At 71.0% G+C, this 23,731-nt stretch carries 20 protein-coding genes; 9 read left to right on the top strand and 11 right to left on the bottom strand.

Annotated elements, in window-relative coordinates; translation table 11 throughout:
• Window positions 1-11 precede the first annotated feature (11 nt).
• Both AW272_RS08450 and AW272_RS08455 read left to right on the top strand, forming a co-directional pair.
• On the top strand, window positions 12-299 hold the full coding sequence (locus AW272_RS08450) for an Lrp/AsnC family transcriptional regulator (protein ID WP_066362349.1): 288 nt from the start codon (window positions 12-14) through the stop codon (window positions 297-299).
• 9 nt (window positions 300-308) lie between these two features.
• A complete protein-coding gene (locus AW272_RS08455) occupies window positions 309-1,064 on the top strand; it encodes an SDR family NAD(P)-dependent oxidoreductase (RefSeq protein WP_066362350.1) in 756 nt (251 codons plus the stop codon).
• Here the strand turns inward: AW272_RS08455 and AW272_RS08460 are convergent.
• From AW272_RS08460 to AW272_RS08470, 3 genes are all read right to left on the bottom strand, one after another.
• Entirely contained in the window at window positions 1,061-1,756 is a 696-nt protein-coding gene (locus AW272_RS08460) for a sensor histidine kinase (RefSeq protein ID WP_066362354.1), read from the bottom strand. The two genes, AW272_RS08455 and AW272_RS08460, sit on opposite strands and share 4 nt — an antisense overlap.
• A gap of 162 nt (window positions 1,757-1,918) precedes the next feature.
• Entirely contained in the window at window positions 1,919-2,965 is a 1,047-nt protein-coding gene (gene trpD / locus AW272_RS08465) for an anthranilate phosphoribosyltransferase (protein WP_066362355.1), read from the bottom strand.
• A gap of 24 nt (window positions 2,966-2,989) precedes the next feature.
• Window positions 2,990-3,379 carry a response regulator transcription factor gene (locus tag AW272_RS08470; protein WP_030450462.1) on the bottom strand — a complete coding sequence of 130 codons (390 nt, stop codon included), beginning with the start codon at window positions 3,377-3,379 and terminating at the stop codon, window positions 2,990-2,992.
• Window positions 3,380-3,516: 137 nt separating this feature from the next.
• Here AW272_RS08470 and ctaE point away from each other — a divergent pair, with 137 nt between their 5' ends.
• From ctaE to qcrB, 4 genes are read left to right on the top strand one after another with little or no spacing between them, the layout of a single operon-like run.
• On the top strand, window positions 3,517-4,137 hold the full coding sequence (ctaE, locus tag AW272_RS08475; protein ID WP_066362356.1) for an aa3-type cytochrome oxidase subunit III: 621 nt from the start codon (window positions 3,517-3,519) through the stop codon (window positions 4,135-4,137).
• Between the two features lie 17 nt (window positions 4,138-4,154).
• On the top strand, window positions 4,155-4,967 hold the full coding sequence (qcrC, locus tag AW272_RS08480; RefSeq protein WP_169807509.1) for a cytochrome bc1 complex diheme cytochrome c subunit: 813 nt from the start codon (window positions 4,155-4,157) through the stop codon (window positions 4,965-4,967).
• Window positions 4,964-6,040, top strand: coding sequence for a cytochrome bc1 complex Rieske iron-sulfur subunit (gene qcrA, locus AW272_RS08485; protein ID WP_066362358.1), 1,077 nt, complete (start codon window positions 4,964-4,966; stop codon window positions 6,038-6,040). The genes qcrC and qcrA overlap by 4 nt, the downstream gene beginning before the upstream one ends.
• A complete protein-coding gene (gene qcrB / locus AW272_RS08490) occupies window positions 6,037-7,668 on the top strand; it encodes a cytochrome bc1 complex cytochrome b subunit (RefSeq protein WP_066362360.1) in 1,632 nt (543 codons plus the stop codon). The genes qcrA and qcrB overlap by 4 nt, the downstream gene beginning before the upstream one ends.
• A gap of 54 nt (window positions 7,669-7,722) precedes the next feature.
• On the opposite strand, the gene AW272_RS08495 is transcribed toward qcrB, so the two are convergent.
• The 4 genes from AW272_RS08495 to AW272_RS08510 form a co-directional block, all read right to left on the bottom strand.
• Entirely contained in the window at window positions 7,723-8,469 is a 747-nt protein-coding gene (locus AW272_RS08495; RefSeq protein ID WP_066362361.1) for a phospholipase, read from the bottom strand.
• 34 nt (window positions 8,470-8,503) lie between these two features.
• Window positions 8,504-10,567, bottom strand: a complete 2,064-nt coding sequence (locus AW272_RS08500) for a serine/threonine-protein kinase (protein WP_066362363.1) — start codon at window positions 10,565-10,567, stop codon at window positions 8,504-8,506.
• Window positions 10,525-13,230, bottom strand: coding sequence for a TIR domain-containing protein (locus AW272_RS08505; protein WP_066362365.1), 2,706 nt, complete (start codon window positions 13,228-13,230; stop codon window positions 10,525-10,527). Before AW272_RS08505 ends, AW272_RS08500 begins: the two co-directional genes overlap by 43 nt.
• Before the next feature lie 89 nt (window positions 13,231-13,319).
• The gene (locus AW272_RS08510) at window positions 13,320-14,573 is read right to left on the bottom strand and encodes an FAD-binding oxidoreductase (protein ID WP_066362367.1); all 1,254 of its coding nucleotides are present in this window, start codon (window positions 14,571-14,573) and stop codon (window positions 13,320-13,322) included.
• A gap of 82 nt (window positions 14,574-14,655) precedes the next feature.
• Here AW272_RS08510 and AW272_RS08515 point away from each other — a divergent pair, with 82 nt between their 5' ends.
• Window positions 14,656-17,910: an ATP-binding protein gene (locus AW272_RS08515; RefSeq protein WP_066362369.1), complete on the top strand. Its 3,255-nt coding sequence runs from the start codon at window positions 14,656-14,658 to the stop codon at window positions 17,908-17,910.
• On the opposite strand, the gene AW272_RS08520 is transcribed toward AW272_RS08515, so the two are convergent.
• The 4 genes from AW272_RS08520 to ctaC all read right to left on the bottom strand — a co-directional run bounded on the left by AW272_RS08520 (window position 17,907) and on the right by ctaC (window position 22,128).
• Window positions 17,907-19,082: a L,D-transpeptidase gene (locus AW272_RS08520; RefSeq protein ID WP_245657278.1), complete on the bottom strand. Its 1,176-nt coding sequence runs from the start codon at window positions 19,080-19,082 to the stop codon at window positions 17,907-17,909. The two genes, AW272_RS08515 and AW272_RS08520, sit on opposite strands and share 4 nt — an antisense overlap.
• Before the next feature lie 144 nt (window positions 19,083-19,226).
• On the bottom strand, window positions 19,227-19,622 hold the full coding sequence (locus tag AW272_RS08525; RefSeq protein WP_066362371.1) for a cytochrome c oxidase subunit 4: 396 nt from the start codon (window positions 19,620-19,622) through the stop codon (window positions 19,227-19,229).
• A complete protein-coding gene (gene ctaD, locus AW272_RS08530; protein WP_066362373.1) occupies window positions 19,619-21,295 on the bottom strand; it encodes an aa3-type cytochrome oxidase subunit I in 1,677 nt (558 codons plus the stop codon). Before ctaD ends, AW272_RS08525 begins: the two co-directional genes overlap by 4 nt.
• Window positions 21,292-22,128, bottom strand: coding sequence for an aa3-type cytochrome oxidase subunit II (gene ctaC / locus AW272_RS08535; protein WP_066362375.1), 837 nt, complete (start codon window positions 22,126-22,128; stop codon window positions 21,292-21,294). The genes ctaD and ctaC overlap by 4 nt, the downstream gene beginning before the upstream one ends.
• A gap of 173 nt (window positions 22,129-22,301) precedes the next feature.
• On the opposite strand from ctaC, the gene AW272_RS08540 reads away from it, so the two are divergent.
• Together AW272_RS08540 and AW272_RS08545 are read left to right on the top strand one after the other, a co-directional pair.
• The gene (locus AW272_RS08540; protein WP_066362382.1) at window positions 22,302-23,435 is read left to right on the top strand and encodes a cysteine desulfurase family protein; all 1,134 of its coding nucleotides are present in this window, start codon (window positions 22,302-22,304) and stop codon (window positions 23,433-23,435) included.
• Window positions 23,432-23,725: a sulfurtransferase TusA family protein gene (locus AW272_RS08545; RefSeq protein WP_439649137.1), complete on the top strand. Its 294-nt coding sequence runs from the start codon at window positions 23,432-23,434 to the stop codon at window positions 23,723-23,725. The genes AW272_RS08540 and AW272_RS08545 overlap by 4 nt, the downstream gene beginning before the upstream one ends.
• The last annotated feature ends 6 nt before the right edge of the window (window positions 23,726-23,731 follow it).

A 23,731-nucleotide genomic window follows, 5' to 3' on the forward strand; every position in this document is an offset into this window, starting at 1 on the left:
AGGAGCACGCTTTGGTCACCGCGATCGTGCACATCAAGGCCGACGTCGACCGGATCCCCGAGGTCGCCCAGGCGATCGCCGGTCTCCCGGGCGTGAGTGAGGTCTACTCGATCACCGGCGAGTTCGACCTGATGGCGATGGTCCGGGTCACCCACTACGAGGAGATCGCCGAAGTGGTGCCGGGGCGGCTCAACAAGATCGAGGGCGTCCGGGCGACCGACACCCACATCGCGTTCCGGACCTACAGCCGACACGACCTTGAAGCGGCGTTCTCGATCGGGCTGCCCGACGCCGACTAGAACTGCTCCATGGAGATCATGGAGTTCACCGGCAGGACCGTCGTCGTCACCGGAGCCGGATCGGGCATCGGCCGCGCCACCGCCCGCCTGTTCGCGGCGGCGGGCGCCCTGGTGCTCGGCGTCGGACGCCGCGGGGAGACCCTCACCGAGACCGCCGGCCCCCACGAGGCGATCAGCGTGCACGTCGCCGACCTCCGTGACCCCGACGCGCCCGCCGGAGTGATCGAGGCCGCGATCGCCCGCTGGGGACGCCTCGACGTGCTCGTCAACAACGCGGGCGCCGCGCAGATCATGCCGCTGGCCGAGACGACGGCCGGTGAGATCGCGGCGCTGTTCGAGCTCAACGTCACCGCGCCCAGCCTGCTCGCCCGGCACGCCCTGCCCCATCTGCGGGAGACCCGGGGTTCGATCGTCAACGTCTCCAGCACCTACGGCCACCGCCCGCTGCCGGGCGGCGCCTGCTACGCCGCGTCCAAAGCCGCCGTCGAACAGCTCACCCGGAGCTGGGCGCTGGAACTGGCCGCAGAGGGGATCCGGGTGAACGCCCTGGCACCCGGCCCCACCGAGAGCGGGGCGCTCGCCTCCGCGGGCCTGCCCGCCGCCGTCGTCGAGCAGATCAAGAGGGACGAAGAGGGCCGCATCCCCATGGGCCGCCGCGGCGACCCCGGCGAAGTGGCGGCCTGGATCCTGCGCCTGGCCGACCCGTCGGCCACCTGGCTGACCGGCCAGGTCCTCACCGTCGACGGGGGCCTCGAACTCGTCTAGCTCACCCGTTCCTCGTTCCGGGCCCGCGCCCGGCCGCCGGTGAGCAGACGGACCCGGACCTCGAAGCCGCCCCGGACCGGGCCGGCGGTCACCGAGCCGCCGAAGAGCGCCGCGCGCTCCCAGATGCCCAGCAGGTGTTCACGCGGCCCGCCGTCGTCCTGCACGCTCAACTCGACCATGCCGCCCTGCCAGCGCAGCCACACCCGCGCCTTGCGCGCCCCGCCGCGTTCGAGCGCGTTGACCAGGCACTCTTCCACGATTCTGTAGGCGGAGAGCTCGAGCACCGGTCCGGGGCGCCGAGGGCCCTCCTCGGCGAAGCCCACCGCGAGCCCGGCGGCGCGGAAGCGGTCGAGAAGGGCGGGCAGGGCGCCGAGGGTGGGCTGAGGGCCGGTGGTCGCCGAACCGCCCGATCGCAGCAGGCCCGCCACGCGTTGCAGGTCGGTCAGGGCCTGGCGGCCGGCCTCCTCGGCGTCGCGCAACGTCTGCCGGGCGCGCTCGGGATCGCGGTCCATGATGACCCGGCCCGCGCCCACCCCCAGCGTGAGCACGCTCAGGTCGTGAGCCACCACGTCGTGGAGCTCCTCGGCGATCCTGAGCCGTTCCCGGGTCACCGCGTCGGCGGATTCCGGCGGCCGGCGGCGGGTCACCCGGGCCCTCAAACGGGCCAGCCGGGCGGCGATGAGGCGCATCATGGCGGCACGATAAGCCGCCGCCCCGCCCGGGGGCGTCCTCCCCAGAGGTGAGGCCGGATCAGCCCTGGGGCTTACCCGGGCGGGCACCGAAGACCCGGACCTGCCCGCGCGGGTTCCGAAGACCCGGACATGCCCGCGCGGGTGTCGCGGACCTGTGGAGCTTCAGTCGCGCAGGCGCTGCGAGACCTCGACCCAGCGGTCGAGCAGGGTCGCGGCCGCGCCGGAGTCGACCGCCTGGCCGACCGTGAGGTAGGCGGCGGCGATGCGCTCGGGCAGGTCGTCGACCGTCGGGCCCTCGCTGGCCACCAGGGCGGCGGCGGCGTTCAGCAGGACCGCGTCGCGGATCGGGCCGGTCTTGCCGCGGACCAGGTCGTGGACGGCGCCCGCGTTGAAGGCGACGTCGCCGCCCTTCAGGTCGGCGGGCTGGGAGCGGGCGATGCCGATGTCGGCCGGGTCGAAGACGGTCTTCGTCGAGACGCCGTCGCGGACCACGTAGACGGTGGAGGGGGCGGCGGTGGAGAGCTCGTCGAGACCGTCGTCGCCTCGGAAGACCAGGGCCGACACGCCGCGCTCGGCGAACACGCCGGCCATGACCGGCAGCATGCGCTGGTCGAACACGCCGATGGCCTGCGCCGACGGGCGGGCCGGGTTGGTCAGCGGGCCGAGGAAGTTGAACACCGTCGGGACGCCGATCTCCTTGCGGGTCGGGCCGGCGAACCGCATCGACGGGTGGTAGACCGGCGCGAAGCAGAACGCGATGCCGGCCTCCTCCGCCACCTGGGCGGTCGCCGCGGGCGACAGGTCGATCACCACGCCGAGGTGCTCGAGCACATCGGCCGCGCCGCACTTGGAGGAGGCCGCCCGGTTGCCGTGCTTGACGACCCGGGCGCCCGCCGCGGCCACGACTATGGCGGCCATCGTCGAGACGTTCACCGTGTGGGCCCGGTCGCCGCCGGTGCCGACGACGTCGACCGCCGGGCCCGTGATCGTGAGCGGGGTGGCGATGGACAACATGTGCCGGGCCAGGCCGGACACCTCGGCGACGGTCTCCCCCTTGGCCCGCAGCGCGACGACGAACGCCGCGATCTGGGCAGGGGTGGCCGCGCCCGACATGATCTCGCCCATCGCCCACGAGGTCTCGTCGGCGGTCAGGTGCTCACCGGCGAGCAGCGCGTTGAGCAGCGAGGGCCAGGTGGTACGGGCGTCCATGGCGGTCCTTATGGAATAGGGATGTCAGGAGACGGCGGGCAGCCGCCCGCGCATCAGCCCGGCGATCGTCTCGGCGACGACCATCGGGTCGAGCGGCTGGGAGATGACGGCGTCGGCCCGCGACCAGTTGGCCAGCCAGCGGTCGTCGCGCCGGGCGATGATCAGGCAGATGGGCGGGCAGTCGTGCACCTCGTCCTTGGCCTGCTTGGCGATGCCCATGCCGCCGGCCGGCGCGGCCTCGGAGTCGAGGATCGCGATGTCGATCTCTCCAGAGTCGAGCTTGCGGACCACAGCCGCCTGGGTCGCGCACTCGACGATCTCCACCAGCGGCAGGTCGGCGGCGGGCCGGCGGCCGAGGGCCAGCCGCACCTTCTCACGGGTGGCCGCGTCGTCGCTGTAGACGAGAACCTTCATGATGCGCACTCCAGTCACCGGGTAGGGTCACCAGGGATGCTATCGGCCCTGAGCAGCCGTCGACATCCCGCCCTTTCCCCCTTTGGCCACCCTCTATCGGGGGGCCGTGCGCCGACCCGGCCTCATGAGCCGCAATAATGTCGGGCGTGGCGACAGCATCCGCAATTACTACGACGACGACAGCCCACTCGTCGCGCCGGCCCAACTTGGTCAGCGTCGGGACGATCATCTGGCTGTCCTCTGAGCTCATGTTCTTCGCGGCGCTGTTCGCGATGTACTTCACCATCCGCTCGGTGAGCGTCGGCCAGGACCCAGCGAGCTGGCCCGGCGCTCATCTGAACGTCCCGTTCGCGACGGTCAACACGATCATCCTGGTGCTGTCTTCGGTGACATGCCAGTTCGGTGTGTGGGCCGCGGAGAAGGGCCAGGTCAAGAAGCTCCGGTTCTGGTACTTCATCAGCTTCCTCATGGGCGCGGTCTTCGTCGCCGGGCAGCTGATCGAATACAACGAGCTGGTGCACGAGGGCACGACCCTCTCGTCCGACGCCTACGGCTCGGTGTTCTACCTGACCACGGGCTTCCACGGCCTGCACGTGACGGGTGGTCTGATCGCGTTCCTGTTCCTCCTGGGACGCACGTACGCCGCGAAGCGCTTCACGCATGAGCAGGCCACCAGCGCCATCGTCGTGTCCTACTACTGGCACTTCGTCGACGTCGTCTGGATCGGCCTTTTCGCGACCATCTACATCATCAAATGATCGGAACGGGGATTTCGGTGAACTCCATCACCGCGCGACGGCGGCATCCCCTCGCGCGCCTCGCGGTCGTGGCGCTCGCGCTGGGGCTGCTGGGTGGCGGATACGCCGCCGCGGCGCCCAGTGACAGCACCGCCGACGCGGCGGTCGCGTCGGGCAAGGCCGACGACGTGGCCGAGGGCAAGAGCCTGTTCGTGGCTCACTGCGCCAGCTGCCACGGCTTGAACGCCGAGGGCAGCTCCATGGGCCCGACGCTCGTGGGCGTGGGCGCCGCCGCGGTCGACTTCCAGGTGAGCTCCGGCCGTATGCCGGCCGCCGACCCGGGCGCGCAGGCCCCGCGCAAGCCGCTCGGCGAGTGGGTGACACCCGAAGCCGTCCGGCAGCTCGCCGCTTACGTGCAGACCCTCGGCGGCGGCCCCACGGTGCCGACCGCGGAGATGGTCGACGCGAAGACCGGTGACGCCGCCAAGGGTGGTGAGCTGTTCCGCGCGAACTGCATCCAGTGCCACAACTTCGTCGGCGCCGGCGGCGGGCTCACCTACGGCAAGTACGCCCCGAACCTCAACCAGGCCACCGAGACGCAGATCTACGAGGCCATGGTCACGGGTCCGCAGGCGATGCCGGTCTTCAACGACTCGACGATCACTCCTCAGCAGAAGAAGGACATGATCGCCTACATCGTCGAGGTCCGGGGTCAGGTCGACCCGGGCGGGTTCGGGCTCGGCCGCATCGGCCCGGTCTCCGAAGGTCTCGTCGCGTGGATCGCCGGAATCGCCTTCATGTCCCTTGCCGCCATTTGGATCACCGCCAAGAAGCGTAAGAGAACAAAATGACAGATAACGAGCTTCCCGGCCCCGATGACGAGACGCGCGTCCCGCGTCGCGTCATCGGCACCCCGGCTCAGGGAACCGCCGTACTCGGCACCCGCCCGGCCACGGCCGAGGTGGACACGCCCGGCGTGACGCTCCCCGACCCCGCCGACGCCCGCAAGGCCGAGCGCACGGTCACCCTGCTGTTCTTCGTCGCCTTCCTGGCGGGCATCGGCTTCATCGCCTCCTACGTGATCTTCCAGGTCGGCGACATCGACAGCACGGCCGTCTCGAACGCCGCGCTCGGCGCCACCCTGACGCTGGCTCTGCTGGCGCTGGCCTGCGGTGTCGTGGTGTGGGTCCGGCGGATCATGCCGAAGTACAACCTCGTCCAGGAGCGCCACGAGATGCGCTCCGACGACGACACCCGCGGCTACGTCGACGAGACGTTCCGCGCCGGCGCCGGCGAGAGCGGCTTCGTCAAGCACAAGATGATGCGCCGCACGCTGCTGCTGGCGGCGGCGCCGCTCGGCCTGGCCCCGCTGATCCTGCTCAAGGACCTGGGCCCGCTGCCCGGCACGTCCCTGCGCCACACGGTGTGGAAGAAGGGCATGAAGCTGGTCGTCGAAGGCACCGGCCAGCCGATCATGGCGGCCGACTTCGACTCCCCCGGCGGCATCCTCTCGGTCGTGCCCGAAGGTTACGAGCACGACCTCAACGCCCTCGCCAAGGCCACCCTGATCCTGATCAAGTTCCGTCCCGAAGACCTCAAGTCGGGCACGATCAGGAACTGGACCTACGACGGCATCGTCGCCTACTCGAAGATCTGCACCCACGTGGGCTGTCCCGCGGCGCTCTACGAGCAGACGACCCACCACATCCTGTGCCCCTGTCACCAGTCGACGTTCGACGCGACCGACGGCGCGCGGGTCATCTTCGGCCCGGCCGCGCGGCCGCTGCCGCAGCTGCCGATCGGCGTCGACGGCCAGGGCTACCTCATCGCCCAGGCCGACTTCGACGTCCCCGTCGGTCCCAGCTTCTGGGAGCGCGGCGACGCCGAGGCCGATGCCAGGGAAGCCAGGGGGAACCAGTCGTGAACGAGACTCCCAAAGCCGTCGCGGGTCCCGCGACCTACCTCGACGACCGGCTCGGCGCGGGCAGCTTCCTGAAGCGCAACCTGCGCAAGGTCTTCCCCGACCACTGGTCGTTCCTGCTGGGCGAGATCGCGCTCTACTCGTTCATCATCCTGCTGCTGACCGGCACGTTCCTGACGTTCTGGTTCAAGCCGAGCATGGGTCACGTCATCTACAACGGCTCCTACCAGCCGCTCGTCGGCGTGGGGATGTCGGAGGCCTACGCCTCGACGCTGCACATCAGCTTCGAGGTCCGGGGTGGTCTGCTGATCCGGCAGATCCACCACTGGGCGGCCCTGCTGTTCGTGGCCGGCATGATGGTCCACGCGCTGCGCGTCTTCTTCACCGGCGCCTACCGCAAGCCGCGTGAGCTCAACTGGATCATCGGCGTGCTGCTGCTGACCCTGGCGCTGGCCGAGGGCCTCACCGGCTACTCCCTCCCCGACGACCTGCTCTCCGGCGCCGGTCTGCGGATCACCGAGGGTGTGGCGATCTCGCTGCCGATCGTCGGCACGTACATCACGTTCTTCCTGTTCGGCGGGGAATACCCGGGTGTCGACGTCATCTCGCGCTTCTACACCCTGCACATCCTGCTGATCCCCGGCATCCTGCTGGCGCTCATCTCGGCCCACATGGTGCTGATGTGGGTGCAGAAGCACACCCAGATGCCCGGCCCGGGCCGCACCGAGCACAACGTGGTGGGCGCGCCGTTCTACCCGGCCTTCATGGCCAAGGCGGGCGCCTACTTCCTGTTCACGTTCGCCTGCGTCGCGGGTCTGGGGACCTTCGCCCAGATCAACCCGATCTGGCTGTTCGGCCCCTACACACCGGCTGACATCTCCTCGGGGTCGCAGCCCGACTTCTACATGGGCTTCCTGGAAGGCGCGCTGCGTCTGATGCCGGCCTGGGAGATCAACTTCCTGGACCACACGCTGCCGTTGAGCGTGCTGATCCCGGCGCTGGTCCCGATGGGCATCATCATGACCGGCCTGGCGCTCTACCCGTTCGTCGAACAGTGGATCACCGGCGACCGTCGTGAGCACCACCTGACCGACCGTCCCCGCAACGCCCCGGTCCGCACCTCGATCGGCATGTCGGCGGTGACGTTCTACGGCATCCTGTGGCTGCTGGGCGCCAACGACTGGATCTCGGCGTACTTCCACATCAGTCTCTACGAGACGACGATCATCGGCCGGTTCGCCATCTTCCTCGGCCCGGCGCTCGCCTACTGGATCACCTACCGGATCTGCATCGGCCTTCAGCGCAGGGACCGGGACATCCTGTCCCACGGTGTGGAGGCCGGCGTCATCAAGCGTCTGCCGCACGGTGAGTACATCGAGGTCCACGAGCCGCTGGCAGAAGACATCGCCGAGCACATCCGCGGCAAGAAGCAGATCATGATCGTCCCCGGTGAGCAGGACAAGGACGGCATCCCGCCGAAGGGCGTACGCGGCCCGATCGGCAAGTTCCGCGCCAAGGCCAGCAAGTTCTACGGCACCGACCGGGTGCCGCTGGAAGACGGCCACGGCCACGGCCACGACGACGACCACGCGGCCGTCGGCGCGGGCGACCACCCGCGCGAACTGCACTAAGCGTCACGTGAAAAAGGGCCCGGAGCACTCCGCTCCGGGCCCTTTTCGCTGCTCCTAGAACCCGGCCCAGGGAGTACAGGCGATCTCGGGCCGGTCAGCGGCCTTGCCGCAGACCCGGAGGGTGTGACCGGAGGTCAGGACCGGGGGCGTGACGGTGGAGTGCAGGGAGAAGAGGATCTCGGACACGGCCTGCTGCCGCCAGGTGGCGCCGCCGTCCCTGGAACGATCCAGCCAGACAGAGTCGCCGCGGGATCCGTTCGAGATGTGACCGAGGGCGACGGGGTCGTCGGCGCTGGCGTACAGGCGGATGAGCCGGCCGTGCACGCTGCCCACGCGGACGGAGTAGACGCGGCCGACCGCGCGGACGACCTCGTAGAAGGTCCGCGCCTCGGCCCGGCAGGCCACGCCCTTGTACGACTGAAGCCCCCGGTAGCGGCCGCAGATCGTGTTCATGTCGGCCCTGAACTGGTCGTCGACGCGCTTTCTGGCGCCCTGGGTGAAGCGGTGCTGCTTCTTGTGGTTGCGGTAGCCGAAGTCGTGCCGCCGGCAGGCTCTGAGGAAGTCGAAGACCCCCCGATCCCCGATGAACGAACAGCCGTCGGAGCCCCAGTCGAGGTCCTGGCTCCACCCGGCCGGGTGGAGTCGCGTGGAGGTGAAGGCGTCGAGCGAGGTGGCGAACAGTAACGTGTCGGTCTCCGCGGCGGCGTCCGCGACGGCCGCCGGGGCGGCGGTGACCGTGAGCAGCAGGGCCAGGACGGCGGCTCCCGCGCCGCGCGCGAGTCCGCGAGTCGAACGGGTCAACGTCTCTCCTCTGTACGTGGTTGGGCGGTGCCCCCTAGGACACCCAGGGCGTGCAGTCCTTTCTGCCGGCGAGTTCGGCGCAGGCACGGATGCGCCCGCCCGAGAACGGGTGGGACTCGGTGTGCGTGAGGCCGAGGACCGACCGCTCCCCCAGCCGTTTGGTCCCGCGTTCCAGCCAGATCAGCGCCCGCCGCTCCGAGCTGGTGATGAGCCCCCAGGCGCAGCCGGGCCCGACGGTCCAGCGCAGGGTGAAGTCGGCCCGCGCGCCGGGGACCTCGATGATCACGGGCGCGGAGACGTGTTCCAGGCGGCGGTCGTCGCCGAGGTGGTGGGAGCGCTGGCGGCGTCCCAGGTAGTCGTCGCACGGGTCCGAGGGCGGCAGCGCCACGGCCAGGTGCGGGAGGAGGACCAGCGCGGGCAGCAGCCGGGCGAGCCCGGCCCGGCCGAGTTCGACGGCCGGACCGGGGGTTCGCCAGCCACGGGCCACCAGATGGCGGGCGGTGGCGCTCGTGAGGACGTACCAGAGACCGAGGGGAACCCCCACCGCCGGGAGCGCCTCCCCGGCCATGGCGGAGAACTGGTCGAACATCTCCCCCGACTGGGGCAGGTGGTCCAGGGAGAGCAGGGCGGCGGCGACGTACCGGACGGTGCCGGCGGCGTTCCCCGCCAGCAGGGCCAGCGCCACCGCGCCGATCACGGCGGCGAGCGCGTCGGAGCCGATCGACGGGCGGGTGGCGGGCGTGCCGAAAGCCGGGCCGAACACGGTGTGCCAGGCCGCCACGCCCGAACAGCCGGCGAAGACCACCGCCCCCGCGATCAGGTGGCCGGTCACCACCCCCGCGAGAACACCGGCGGTGACGGCCAGGCCCAGCGCCGCCAGATGCCGGGCCCGGCCCCTGGGCACCGGTCCGAGGCCGACCGGCGACCGGCCGCGCGGGCACACCCGCCGATCGGCCGCGACACCGAGAACAAGGCCGACGACGAGACCGTGGACTCCACCCACCACGGCCATGGTGGCCGCTCCCACCACGACCGGCTGGAGCAGGGCGGGCACCCGCAGGTGCGTCCGCCAGCGCGGGTCGTCCTCCGCGAGGTCGTGGACGGCCAGGTCAGGCGGGGCGATCCCGAAGAAGACGGTCAGCAGCAGGCACCAGAGCCCGGCGGAGACAGCCGCCGTGACCCAGGCGGGCGTCCCGGGAGGCAGCGCCAGAGCGCCCAGCACCAGGCCCTGGGCCACCGAGGCCAGCAGGAGACCGGCCACGGCGAGCGTCCAGACGACGGCACGGGGGCGGCGGCCGGGCCCGGTGAACGCGCGCAGCAACTCCTCCGAGGTGGGCCGTGTGACCGGGTTCTTGTCCAGCGCCCGGGTGACGAGTGCCCGCAGGCCCGGGTCCAGCCCGTCGAGCAGCGGCTCCTCGCGCAGGATGGCGTGCCGGAGGTCGTCGTCGGGGAACGGCCAGCGGCGGGAACCCGCGAAGGCGATCGTCACGCCCCACGCGAACACGTCGGCGCCGAACCCGGCGGGTTCGCCGCGCCACAGCTCGGGCGCCATCACGTTGAGCGTGCCGGTCGGTTCGCCGGGCTGAGTCAGGTCGACGGGGTCGTGCAGGTGGCGGGTGAGGCCGAAGTCGATGATGCGGGCCCCGTCGTCGGCCAGGACGACGTTCTCCGGCTTGAGGTCACGGTGCACGATCCCGGCCCGGTGGAACTCGACGAGCCCCCGGAGCACCTCGGCGGCCACCCGCCGCAGTCGCGCGGGCGGAAGCGGCGCGCTGCGGGCCAGGGTCGGTCCCGGAACGTACTCCGTGACCAGGTAGGGGCGCGAGCCGGCGGCGTCGGAGTCGATCAGGGCGAGGGTGTACGGGCTCCGCAACCGCCCCGCCATCTCGATCTCCCGGGCGAACCGCACCCGGATGTCGGAGCGCAGGGCCAGCGCCTCGCGGATCACCTTCACCGCGACGGGCCGCCCGCCGGGTGCGGTGGCCCGGTAGACGACGCCCATCCCGCCCTCACCGAGCCGTTCCTCCACCCGGTAGGGGCCGATCTTCTCCGGGTTCACCGTTCCGGCCGGGGAAGGGACGGGAACAGCCGGCGCCACTCCTCCTCCGACGGCCGCTCAAGCCGTCCCTTCACGTGGTCCGGGTCGGTGCGCCACAACCCGATGCCCCCCTTTTCTGCCCCGGCCACGAGGTGTCTCCCGTCGGAGCCGAACCCGACCGCCCAGACCTTGTCGGGCAGTCCGGGCAGCGGCGCGGAGACCGTGGTGTCGGCGCGGTCCCACAACCGCACGGTCGGGCCCCCGGGGTCATCGTTGCCGGTCGCCAGCAGCGCCCCGTCGGGGCTGAGGGCGACCGTGAGGTTGGTGTACCTGGTGACGCCGTCGAAAGTGGCCGTGACGTCGAGCGCGTCGTTCCCGGGGCGCAGCCGGAGGACCCGCACGTCGTTCGGCTGGTCGGCGACCAGTCCGGAGCTCACGAAGATCACGGCGCGGTCGTCGGCCGGGTCGGTGGCCGCGTCGCCGATGCGGGAGAACCGGGGGATCCGGTCGACCTGCCGGCGTACCGGCGCCGGATCGGGTCGGTCGGCGTCGAGGTCCTCAAGGCTCCACAGTTTGATCGCCGAACCGCCGTCGGCGTCCCCGGCCGTGACGAACGCCTGGTCGGCGGCGCAGAAGTCGATGCCCCACACCCAGTGGCTCCCCTCGGCCTGGTTGGCGTGGTCGAGGACGCGGATCGGAGCCGTCGGATCGGCCGGGTTCCAGAGCTTGGCGGTCCCGTCGTCGCAGGAGGTGGCGAGCAGGCGGCCGTTCCGGCTGAACCGGACCCGCAGCACCCCCCTGTTCCGGGGGTGCGCCGGGAACCGCCGCGTCCGCCAGTTTCCGTTCCGGGGGTCGCCGCCCTCGGGACGGGCGATGGTGACCATTCCGTCGGAGTCGCCGAAGGCGAGGGCGCCGTCGGGACCGAACGCCAGACTGTACACGGGCGCGGGGGCCCGCAGCGGCTCGGCGCCCTGCCCGGCGGGGTCCTTCCGGAGGTCCCAGAACCAGATCTCATCGTCGCCGGCGCTGGCGAACAGGCCCGACCCGGGATCGGCGGCCAGGCCCCGCACCGTGCCGCTGTGCCGTCCGAGCAGGGTCATCTCAGCGTGCCTGAGCAGGTTCACCCGGGTGCGCGGGGTCGGAAGGATCAGGTAGGCGGCCAGGTCGAGCCGTGCCGCGAGGGCGGCGTCGCGGGCTCTCAGGCGATCGGCGGCCGAGGCCACGGCGTCGGCCCGCCCGGCCGGGTCGCGGGGCAGCGCCGACGGGCCGGGACCGCCGTCTTGGGCCAGCCCCACGTTCGCGGCCAGGACGGCCGCGCCCGTGGCCAGGAGGGCCCGGCGGTCGAAGCGCGGTGCGGCGGCGGCCCTGCGGGCGGGCTGAGCCGTGGTCAGCCACGCGAGCAGGGTGTCCGCCGTGGGCCGCGCCGTGGCCTCCCCGCGCAGCGCCTCCCTGACCGCGTTCCGCACCGGTTCGCCGAGTCCGGCCAGGTCGGGTGACCCTCGGAGGACGCGTTTGCGCACCTCGTCCTCGGTGGTGCCGGGAAAGGGCCAGTATCGGGTGCCCGCGTACGTGACGAGGCACCCCCAGGCGAACACGTCGGCCGCCGTGGTGATGACGGAGTTCCGCCACAGTTCGGGGGCCATCACGTTGGCGGTGCCCTCGGGCCGCAGGGTGTGCGGGCGGTCGCCGTCGGGCCGGGCCGCGCCGAAGTCGATCAGGCGCGGCCCGCTGCTGGACAGGACCACGTTGCCGCCCGACACGTCGCCGTGCACGACTCCGGCCCGGTGCACGTCGCCGAGCGCGGCGAGCAGGTGCACCGCGAACTGGTGCAGGCCTCTTTCGGTGAACTCGCCCCGGCGGGCGATCCGCTGGGCGAGGGTCGGCCCGTCGGCGTACTCGGTCGCCAGGTAGGGCGGGGCGGTACCGACGCCGAGCACGGCGGGCGTGTGCGCGCTGCGGACCTTCCGCATGTACCGGGCCTCGCGCTCAAGCCGCTCCGGCGACCCGGACGTCTTCACCGCCGCCGAGCGCCCCGTGTCGTCAGTCCCCAGGTAGACGGTGCTGAGCAGCCCCGCGCCGAAGCGGCCCCGCAGCCGGTAGGGCCCGATCACGGACGGATCGCGCTCGGTCAGCGCGGTGAAGCCGCTCCCGCCGCCGGCCATGTACACCGCCGAGGTGAGCGTCGAGCCACCGCGCCCGGGGAACGGGGGCGGCGGCGTCGGCGGGTGCAGGCCGGGCGTGGAGACCCGGGCGGGCGGGCCGCCCGGAAAGGCCGGGCTCCGCGACGGCCTGGCGTTTCCGGTCACCGCCTGCTCGATCTTCTCCAGCAGCAGCGTCCGGGCGTCGTCTTCGGGGAGCCCGAAAAGGTCGACATAGACGATCTGCTTGAGCAGCGGCGGCATCGTGCAGTCGGTGATGCGAATCGGAATGAGGCTGCGGGCGGCACCGGCGGAGTCGCCCTGCAGCGCGCCCTGCCATTCCATGCGGCCGTAGTCGGAGCGGAAATAGGCGTCAGAACAGACCGCTATGGTGCGGCGCGACTTGGCCATTCCCAGTTCCATGCTCGCCATCCAGTGGGCGCCCGCGGTGAAGTCCCACAACTGGATCAGTACGCGGTATTCGGCCGCTTCGAGCTGCCACGCAACCCACGCGGCCCAGTCTTTGTCATGGGCCGTGTAGGAAATGAAGAAATCCCACTTGACCGCCTCGCCCCCGGATGACATGGCCCGGAGTCTACGCCGGGATTCAGCGGCATCGGGAGGATGAAACCATTCCGAATTCCTATTCCATGATTTCGCCCATAACCCTGCACTTAACGCGGGGCGGCGTGCCCGATACGAAAGAGGTTTCCGGGGTCGATCTGATTTCTGATTTCGGTGAGACGCCGCCGGGTCGCCTCCGGCCAGGCGCGGTGCAGGGTCGCCAGATCGGAGCCGTGAAAGTTGATCAACGATCCACCCGTCGACCACGGGGCCATCGCCGCCGTGACCGCGTCCGGCGCGCTTCCTGGCAGCCCGACGACCAGCAGCGAGAACGCCCCGTCGCGCCCGCCGACCGCGTTCGGCTCCTTCGGCTCGCGGGCCAGCGCCCCGCCGAGCTGCCGCAGCTCCACCACGGGAACCGGCAGCTCCAGCGAGGGGCCGGCGACCGCGAGCAGCGCCTCCACCCCTTCGGGTGTCAGCTCGCGCAGCAGAGTGCTCCGCTCGATCACCGGCATCGGGTCGGTCGGGTCGTTGTGGATCCGGTCCAGTTGCGTGTACGGCAACTCCCCCACCCCGCCCAGCACCGGCTCGGCCACCCCGAGCATCGGCGCGAGCAGCGCCTCCTGCGGCGTCGCGGCGGCCACCCGCAGGTGGGCGACGAACTGCCCGCGCAACGGCGGCGGCAGCTGGGGCAGCGGCGGCAGCCGCAGGAAGGCGAGCGAGGTGGTGAGGGTCTCCGGCAGGCCGGGTGCCCAGGCCGCGTAGGCCCGCAGCACGGCGGCGGCGTCGGCGGCCGCGTAGTAGAACCCGCCGCCCCACACGGTGGCCAGCGGGAACAGGTCGACGGTCAGCGAGGTGACGACGCCGAAGCCGCCCTTCCCGCCGCGCAACGCCCAGAACAGGTCGGGCTCGCTGCCGGGATCGGCGACCCGGACGACCCCGTCCGGCGTCACCACGGTGAGAGCGCGCACGTGATCGGCGGCGAACCCGTACGTCCGGGCCAGCGGACCGACGCCGCCGCCCAGGGTGAAGCCGACCGCGCCGACCCCGGAGGCCGACCCGCAGAGGGGGGCCAGCCCGAACGGGGCCGCCGCCTGGACGACCTCGGCCCACGTGCACCCGGCGCCGACGGTCGCCGTCCGCTCCACGGGGTCGACGGTCAGCGACCGCATCCGGGAGGTCAGGATGAGGACCGCCCCGTCGGCGGGCTCGACCGCGCCGTGCCCGGTCGCCTGGACGGCCACCGGCAGGTCGTGGGAGGCGGCGTGGGCGATGGCCTCCGCCACGTCTTCTGCGGTCTCGGCCTCGGCCACGAGGGCGGGGTGGTGCCGTACCGCGAGATTGAATCCAGAGATTTCGTTCATGGGAGGAGTTGTCCCATGGTGCCCTCGTATGTCGCTGAGACGGCATCCTAGTGTTGTCCTATTCGACTAGGAGGAACACGCGATGCGGCACGACTTCCGGGTCCTCGGGCCCGTGGAGGTCCTGAGCGAGGGGCTGACCGTCGATCTCGGCCCCCGCAAGCAGCGGGCCGTCATGGCGCTGCTGCTGACCCACGCACCCAGGGTCGTGGCGCTCGACCAGATCATCGACGCCCTCTGGCAGGACGAGCCGCCCTCCTCCGCGACCGGAACGCTCCAGGCGTACATCTTCCAGCTCAGGAAGGCGCTGGAGCCCGGCAGGTCCCCCCGGACCCCGGCGAAGATCCTGCGGACCCGTGAGCCGGGTTACCTGCTGGAGATCGATCCCGGCCAGATCGACTCCCACCGGTTCCTGACGGCCGTGGAGCTCGCCGAGGCGGCCCCGCCGGAGCAGGCCGAGAAGATCCTCACTCCGGCGCTGGCGCTGTGGCGGGGAGAGCCGTACACGGGATTCCAGGACGAGGAGTATCTGCGGCCGACCGTCTCCCACCTCAACGAGGCCCGGCTGACCGCGCTCACCACCCGGGCGGAGGCGCGGCTCGCGCTGGGGCGGGCGGTCGAGGTGGTGCTGGAGGTCGAGCGGCTGCTGGAGGCGGCGCCGTACAGAGAAGGGCTCTGGTCGCTGCTCATCCGGGCGCTCTACACCGACCGGCGGCAGGCCGACGCGCTGGCTGCCTACCAGCGCTGCCGCACCCTGCTCGACCAGGAGCTCGGCCTGCTGCCGAGCCCGGAGCTGCGGGAGCTGGAACAGGCGGTGCTGCGGCAGGAGCCGCTGCCGGCCTCCCGGGTCGCCGTGGTCGCCGCCCCCGTCGAACCCCGCGCGGAGCCGCCCCGGCTCGTCGGGCGGGCGGCGCAGCACCGGCGCGTCCGCGACCGGGTCGCCGAGGCCGCCAAGGGGGCCGGCGGGGTGCTGCTGATCGGCGGGGAGGCCGGGATCGGGAAGACCACGCTGGCCGAGGCCGCCGCCGAACTGGCCGCGGAAGAGGGCTTCACCACCGCGTGGAGCCGCTGCGCCGAGGACGCGCCCGCGTTCTGGCCGTGGATCCAGGCCCTGCGGCTGCTCGACCCGCCGACCGCCGAGCGCCTGTCGGCCCCCGGCGAGGCCGCCGACCCCGACGCGGCCCGGTTCCTGCTGCTCGACGCCGTCGCCCGCGCCCTCGAACAGCGCGCCGCCCGGGGCCCGCTGCTGATCGTGCTGGAGGACGCCCACTGGGCCGACGCGGCCACCCTGAAGCTCCTCACGTTCCTCGGCGCCGACCTGCACCGCATCCCGGTCCTGGTGATCGTGACGGTACGCCACCACGACGCCCCCCAGCCGGTGGACGTGTTCGCCGAACTCGCCCGCCAGCGCGGCACCGAACGGCTCACCGTCGGCCCGCTGACCGCCTCCGACGTCGCCGACTACCTCGACGCCCGCGACCCCGGCCTGCTCGCTCACGTGGCCGTGCTCCACGACCGGACCGGCGGCAACCCCTTCTACCTGGGCGAACTCCTTCGTCTCGCGGCGAGCACCCGGTCACCCGACATCGCGGCGCTGCCCGTGCCCGACGGCGTCCGCGACGTCATCGCCCAGCGCGTCTCCCGCCTGCCCGAGGAGACCCAAGCGCTGCTGCGCACCGCCTCCGTCGCGGGCCGGGACGTCAGCTCCGACGTGCTCGCGGGCGCCGCCGGGATCGACCCGGCCCGGCTGCTCCTGCTGCTCGAACCGGCCGTCGCGACCGGCCTGCTCGTCGAGATCGACGGTGGCTGGGACTACCGCTTCTCCCATGCCCTCGTCCAAGAGGCCCTGTACGGCGAACTCACCCGCCTCCAGCGCGCCCAGCTGCACGGGAGGATCGGCGAGGCCGCCGAGTCCCTGGGGGGCGGCGACCTCGACCGCGTCCCGGTGCTGGCCCACCACTTCGCCCAGGCCGCCCGGGTCGGCCATGCCGAGAAGGCCGTCGCCTACGCCGTCAAGGCCGCCGAACAGGCCGCCGCCGGCCTCGCCTACGACGAGGCGGTGCGTTACTGGGAGCTCGCGCTGGCCGCGCACGGCCCGGCGGGCACCTCCCGCCGCTGCCGCCTGCTGATCGAACTGGGCCGGGCCCGCCGCCTGACCGGTGACGTGCTCGGCGCCCGCGCGCCCCTCGACGAGGCCGTCGACCTGGCCACCCGGCTGGGCGAGGACGACGCCGCGATCGAGGCCGCCAGCGTCTTCGGCGGCGTGACGCTGTGGAACTGGCGCTCCTACGGCGTCGTCGACCCGCGCATGGTCAGCGTCCTGCGCGACCAGCTGGCCAAACTACCGGAAGGCGACCTGCGCCGCCGCGCCGAACTCCTCGGCACCCTCGCCGTCGAGCTCTACTACGGCCCCCTGCGCGCCGAAGGTCTGGCGCACGCCACCGAGGCGGTCTCACTCGCGCGGCGGACCGGCGACCCGCACCTGCTGGCCAGGACCCTGAACAACTACGTCATCGCCGCCTGGTCGCCCGAGCGCGACGCCGACAGGTTCGCGGCGGCGGCCGAGATCCTCACCCTGCCCGGCCTGGCGAAGCTCACCGAGGTCATCTCGCGGCTGCACCGCATGCAGGGACTCATGCAGGACGGCCAGATCGCCGAGTACGACGCCGAACTGGCCCGCTGCCAGCGCCTCACCGGCGAACTGCGGATCCCGGAGATCACCGCCCAGGTCAACTACGCCGCCTCGGGCCGGGCCGTGCTGTCCGGCGATTGGGCCGAGGCCCGCCGCCTCAGCGCGCTGGCCAACGAGTGGTACCGCCGCACCAGCCTGTGGGGCCCCGACGTCATCGACCTGATGAGCGAGTTCTACTCCGGCTGGTCGGCTGGCGAGGTGCCGCCCGCCCTGGTCACGACCCTGGTCGACCGTGCCGACGACCCATCGGACCGGCTGCTGCGGCCGACGGCGATCCTGGCCACCTGGGAATCCGGGCGGCGATCGCTGTCGGAAGATCTTCTCGACCGCTGGGGCGCCACCATCGACCGCGACTGGTCATGGCAGTTCACCGCCTGGCAGTGGGCCCTCGTCGCGGCCCGCCTCGGCCGCCCGGCCCCCGAGACGATGCTCGGCACCCTGCTCCCGGTCGCCGGCCAGATCGCCACGTTGGGCACCGGCTGCGTCTCGTGGGGCTCGATGCACGAGGCCGTCGCCGAGCTGTACGAGGCCCTCGGCGACCCGGACCGCGCCCGCGACCACGCGCGGCAGGCGGCCCGGACGCACCGGGAACTGGCCATCCCCCACCTGGAACGCCGCAGCGCGGCGCTCCTTCAGCGGCTGGGCTAGACCATCGGGTCGGTCGTCGCGTCCCGCAGACGGCTCCACTTCAGCCAGTCGTTCCACTTCGGCTGCCAGTGGCCCCAGCCGTTGGTGGTCTCGAGCTGACGCGGCGAGCCGGTGAGGATGATCGGGTCGCCGATCAGGGTCTCGTCCTTGTACCACTGGGCGTTGCCGGGGCTGATGTTCACGCAGCCATGGCTGACGTTGGAGTTGCCCTGCGAGCCGACCGACCAGGGCGCGCCGTGGACGTACTCGCCGCTGTTGGAGATGCGGACCGTGTCGTACACCGTCTGGCTGTAGTAGCCGGCCTGGCCAGGACCGGCGTCGGGCGAGGTCATGACCGTGACGTCTTCCCGGGACATGGCCAGGTGGATGCCGCTGGTCGTGTGGTATTTCCACACGCCGCCCTTGCCGGCGCTGAACGGGATCTTCCGGATGGTCTTGCCGTCGCGGATCACGTCCATCGTGTGCTCGTTGATGTTTCCCTTGGTGATCTGCGAGCGGCCGATGGTGAAGTCGCGGACGACGTCCTTGGCGCCGTACGTGCCGACGTCGCCGCGGACACCGGCCATGCGGGCGGTGACCCGGACCTTGGTCCTGGCCGGCCAGAACTTCTTCGGCCGGTAGGCGATCGTCTTGTCGTCGAACCAGTGCCAGGCGCCGTCGACCGGCTTGGAGGCCTGGACGACCAGGTTGCGCTCGATCGACACCCGGTCCTTCACGGGGGCGTTGAAGGCGATCATGATCGGCATGCCGACGCCGACGGTCAGGCCCGTCATCTCCTTGTTCGGCAGCAGCGTCTCGATCTCGAACGACTTGGCGGCGGTCAGCGTGGCGAACGAGCTGGTCGCCCGCGCCGACCCGGCGGTGGCCGCGACCGTGTAGTGGGTGCCCGGCATCATCGGGCGGACGCTGCGCCACATCGTGCGGTCGGGGCTGTAGACGCCCTCGACGGCCTTCCCGCCCTCGGCGGTGACGGCGACCGACCCCAGCGCGGCACCCGACGCGTAGACCTTGATCGGAAGCTCCGGAGGCAGGTTCGCCGCCCCGTTGCTCGGAAAGATCATGACCGCTTCGGCCGCCTTCTGCTGGCTCGCCGCGTCCTCGCCCGCTGTGGCCGTAGTCGCACAACCGGTCACCATCAGCAGGGCCAACGCCCCCGCACCACGAGTTCGCACGCGGATCTCCCCCCAAGGGTCACCTTGATCACTATCTCTGAGTTATTACCCGATTACGGGGAGTTCGGTCGCCCGACACTCCTTTCGAAGGCAAAGAAAAAGCCCCGGTCCGCCCAAGGGCGAACCGGGACCAAGAGTTACGAACTAGTGGGAGAAGTGCCCACGGTAGTACTGGAAGACGAATCCGATCGTGCTCATGATCACCGCGAAGACGCCGATCATGAAGAGCCACCAGCCGATGACGAAGCCGAAGAACGTCAGCGCGGCCGACAGGGTCACGAACAGCGGCCACCACGAGTGGGGGCTGAAGAAGCCCAGCTCACCCGCGCCGTCACTGATCTCGGCCTCCTTGTCGTCCTCCGGCTGGTCGCCGATGCGGCGGGCCGTGAACAGCAGGTAGTAGCCGATCATGAGGGCCAGACCCACCGAGATCGCCATCGCGGTGGTGCCGGTCACCTCTTTGGACCAGAACCAGTAGACGATGTCCGCAGCGGCGAAGAACGCGCCGGTCAGGATGAACATCCATCCCTGCACCTTCACGACTTGTCCTCCTCGATCTCCGCCGTGGCCTTACCAGGCGTGATGTGCGGGTACTTGAGGTCGAACGCCGGCCGCTCCGACCGGATGCGCGGCAACCGGTGGAAGTTGTGGCGCGGCGGCGGGCACGAGGTCGCCCATTCGAGCGAACCTGCGTAGCCCCACGGGTCGTCGACCGTGACCTTGGGCGCGTTGCGCCAGGTCGTCCAGACGTTCCAGAGGAACGGCAGGGTCGAGGCGCCGAGCAGGAAGGCGCCCACCGAGCTGATCATGTTCAGGTCGGTGAAGCCGTCGACCGGCGAGTAGTCGGCGTAACGACGCGGGAAGCCGATGACGCCCAGCCAGTGCTGCACCAGGAACGTCAGGTGGAACCCGAAGAACAGAGTCCAGAAGTGGACCTTGCCGATCTTGTCGTTCAGCATCTTGCCGGTGAACTTCGGCCACCAGAAGTAGAAGCCGGAGAACATCGCGAACACGACCGTGCCGAACACCACGTAGTGGAAGTGGGCCACCACGAAGTAGGAGTCGGAGATCGAGAAGTCGAGCGGCGGCGAGGCCAGGATGACGCCGGTCAGGCCACCGAACAGGAAGGTGACCAGGAAGCCCACCGCGAAGAGCATCGGTGTCTCGAAACTCAGGTGCCCGCGCCACATCGTGCCGATCCAGTTGAAGAACTTCACGCCCGTCGGTACGGCGATGAGGAACGTCATGAAGGAGAAGAACGGCAGCAGCACCTGGCCGGTGACGAACATGTGGTGCGCCCACACCGTCACCGACAGACCCGCGATGGAGATCGTCGCGCCGACCAGGCCGATGTAGCCGAAGACCGGCTTGCGGCTGAAGACCGGCAGGACTTCGGTGATGATGCCGAAGAACGGCAGGGCGATGATGTAGACCTCGGGATGCCCGAAGAACCAGAACAGGTGCTGCCACAGCATCGCGCCGCCGTTGGCGGGGTCGAAGACGTGGGCGCCGAGTTTCCGGTCGGCCTCCAGCACCAGCAGCGCGGCCGCCAGCACCGGGAAGGCCAGCAGCACCAGGATGCTGGTGAGCAGGATGTTCCAGGTGAAGATCGGCATGCGGAACATCGTCATGCCGGGCGCGCGCATGCAGATGATCGTGGTGATGAAGTTGACCGCGCCGAGGATGGTGCCCAGACCCGACAGGGCCAGGCCCATCACCCAGAGGTCACCGCCGATGCCCGGTGAGGTGACCGCGTTGGACAGCGGCGCGTAGGCCGTCCACCCGAAGGCGGCGGCGCCGCCCGGGGTGAAGAAGCCGCCGACGGCGATGAGGCTGCCGAACAGGTAGAGCCAGTAGCTCACCATGTTCAGCCGCGGGAACGCCACGTCGGGCGCGCCGATCTGCAGCGGCATCAGCTCGTTGGCGAAGCCCGCGAACAGCGGGGTCGCGAACATCAGCAGCATGATCGTGCCGTGCATGGTGAACAGCTGGTTGAACTGCTCGTTCGAGACGACCTGCATGCCCGGCTGAGCGAGCTCGGCGCGCATGACCAGAGCCATGACGCCGCCGATGAGGAAGAACACGAACGAGGTGATCAGGTAAAGGTGACCGATGATCTTGTGGTCAGTGGTGGTCATCCACTTCACGACCACCGAGCCCTTGCGATCGGGCCGTGCGGACGCGAGGCCCGCGTTCTCCACTGTGGCGGTCACTGGGCGCCTCCCGCCGCGGACTGGGTGGTCATGTACTGGTCGAACTCCGCCTGCGGAACCAGCTTGACCGAGAACAACATCTTGCTGTGATCGACACCGCACAGCTCGGCGCAGCGGCCGAAGAACACGCCGGTCTTGTCGAGGGTGTCGAGCTCGAACTTGTTGTGCACGTTGCCGGGCATGACGTCCTGCTTGAACAGGAAGGCCGGAACCCAGAACGAGTGGATCACGTCGGGCGAGTGAAGCTCGAACTCGACCTTGGTCCCGACCGGCAGCACCAGCTGCGGGCCCTGGGGGTTGGTCACGCTCTGCTTGGACAGGTCGACCGGCACCCCCGCCACGCTCGCGGTCTTGCCCTCGGCCTCGGTCGTGAAGCGCCAGCTCCACTGGAAGCCCTCGACCTTGACCTTCACCGGGGCGGTGCCGGAGACCTTGATGATCTCCGTCTCGTCGCGCGCGGTGAAGTAGAAGAAGACCGCCACCATGACCAGCGGGACGAGCGTGTAGAGCATCTCGATCGGCAGGTTGTACCGCACCTGCGGCGGCAGCTGCTGGTCGGTGTGCTTGCGCCGCCGGTGGAACAGCACCGACCACACGATCAGGCCGAAGACGACGACGAACGTCGCGAGGGCGGCCGCCCACGAGCCCAGCCACAGGTCGAGCATCAGGTTGCCCTGCCGAGTTTGCGGCTCAGGCTGGGCCAGCCGCGACCACTGGTCGGCTGCCTCGGAACTACACGCCGTCGCGGACGCGACCAGCACCGCCACACCGGCGAGACTGAGCAGCCGGCGGCGGGCCAACGATCGCCGTGTCGTACGGCGGGTCGGACTCACGGATCGCCTACCCCACACTTCAAGCCCATGGGACTTACCCCTGGGCGGTTTTCGCGGATTCCACACAGCCGGGGGAATCTTCTCCCCCGCTTTACTTGATTCACTTCAATGCCGAGACACTTTAGCGCGGACCGGCACCGGTCCTCGTTCCAGCCCCCGTTAATGTCCTCACTGTGGCGTACCTCGACGCGGCATCGACCGAGCCCCTCCATCCAGCGGCCCGGGAGGCCATGATGGCCGCCCTCGACGTGGGGTGGGCCGATCCGGCGCGGCTCTACGGTTCGGCGCGGCGGGCGCGGCTCCTGCTCGACCAGGCGCGCGCCGAGATCGGCGAGGTGCTGGGCGCCCGCGCCGACGAGCTCTCGTTCACCTCGTCCGGCACCCAGGCCGTCCACCTGGGCCTTCTGGGCGCTCTCCAGGCCAGGCGGCGGGCTGGGCGGCACCTGGTGGTGAGCGCGGTCGAGCATTCGAGCGTGCTGCACGCGGCCGGGGTCCACGAGCGGGGGGCGGGAACCGTACAGACCATAGGTGTCGCGCTCTCCGGGCGCGTCGACCTGCCGGCCTTCACCGAGGCGATCGCCGCCGAGGGGGTCGCGGTGGCGGCGCTCCAGACCGCCAACCACGAGGTGGGCACGCTCCAGCCGGTGGCCGAGGTGGCCGCCGCGTGCCGGGCGGCGGGGGTGCCGCTGGTCGTCGACGCGGCCCAGTCGGCCGGGCGGCTGCCGATCCCGCCGGGCTGGTCGGTGCTGACCGCCAGCGCGCACAAATGGGGTGGTCCGGCCGGGGTCGGGGTGCTCGCGGTCCGCAAGGGCACCCGCTGGCGCTCGCCCTACCCGGAGGACGACAGGGAGCAGCGCCGGGTCCCGGGCTATGAGAACGTGCCCGCCGTGGTGGCCGCCGCAGCGGCGCTGCGGGCCCGCGCGGCCGAGGCGGCGGCCGAGAACGCCCGCCTGTCCGCGCTGGTCGACAGGATCCGCACCGAGGTCCCGCGCAGGGTCCCCGACGTCGAGGTCATCGGCGATCCGGTGGATCGCCTCCCCCACCTGGTGACCTTCTCCTGCCTGTACGTCGACGGCGAGGCTCTCCTGACAGAACTCGACAAAGCCGGTTTCGCCGTCTCGTCAGGAAGTTCATGCACGGCGAGTACGCTTCGTCCATCACACGTGCTGGAGGCGATGGGCGTGCTTACGCATGGAAATGTCCGGGTATCGCTGCCCCGTGGGATCCCTGAAGACGACGTCGACCGGTTCCTCGCCGTTCTCCCCGACATCGTGCTTCGTGTCCGCCAGCGTCTGGGGGTGCGGTGATCTGGCGTAAGAAGGCGCCTTCGCCTGTTGTCGAGAGTCCGGCCCCGGTCATCCCGGAGGCGGCGCTGACCATCGACGCCCTTGGCCGCAAGTGCCCGATACCGATCATCATGCTGGCCGAGCGCATCGGCGAGGTGCCCATGGGCGCGGTGGTCTCCGTGCTGGCCGACGACCCGGCCGCCTTCACCGACATCCCGGCCTGGTGCCGCCTGAAGTCCCACGAACACGTCGAGAGCTTCGACCTGCCGCAGGGCGGCGGCTGGGCGATCCACGTACGCCGGAAATACTGAAAAGGC

The sequence above is a fragment of the Herbidospora mongoliensis genome, assembly GCF_001570545.1.
Taxonomy (GTDB): domain Bacteria; phylum Actinomycetota; class Actinomycetes; order Streptosporangiales; family Streptosporangiaceae; genus Herbidospora; species Herbidospora mongoliensis.

Bases quoted from the DNA above. Each gene is read 5' to 3' on its own strand.
- AW272_RS08455 (WP_066362350.1), top strand. From the start codon at position 309: ATGGAGATCATGGAGTTCACCGGCAGGACCGTCGTCGTCACCGGAGCC.
- AW272_RS08460 (WP_066362354.1), bottom strand. From the start codon at position 1,756: ATGATGCGCCTCATCGCCGCCCGGCTGGCCCGTTTGAGGGCCCGGGTG.
- trpD (WP_066362355.1), bottom strand. From the start codon at position 2,965: ATGGACGCCCGTACCACCTGGCCCTCGCTGCTCAACGCGCTGCTCGCC.
- AW272_RS08470 (WP_030450462.1), bottom strand. From the start codon at position 3,379: ATGAAGGTTCTCGTCTACAGCGACGACGCGGCCACCCGTGAGAAGGTG.
- ctaE (WP_066362356.1), top strand. From the start codon at position 3,517: ATGTCGGGCGTGGCGACAGCATCCGCAATTACTACGACGACGACAGCC.
- qcrA (WP_066362358.1), top strand. From the start codon at position 4,964: ATGACAGATAACGAGCTTCCCGGCCCCGATGACGAGACGCGCGTCCCG.
- AW272_RS08505 (WP_066362365.1), bottom strand. From the start codon at position 13,230: ATGTCATCCGGGGGCGAGGCGGTCAAGTGGGATTTCTTCATTTCCTAC.
- AW272_RS08510 (WP_066362367.1), bottom strand. From the start codon at position 14,573: ATGAACGAAATCTCTGGATTCAATCTCGCGGTACGGCACCACCCCGCC.
- AW272_RS08515 (WP_066362369.1), top strand. From the start codon at position 14,656: ATGCGGCACGACTTCCGGGTCCTCGGGCCCGTGGAGGTCCTGAGCGAG.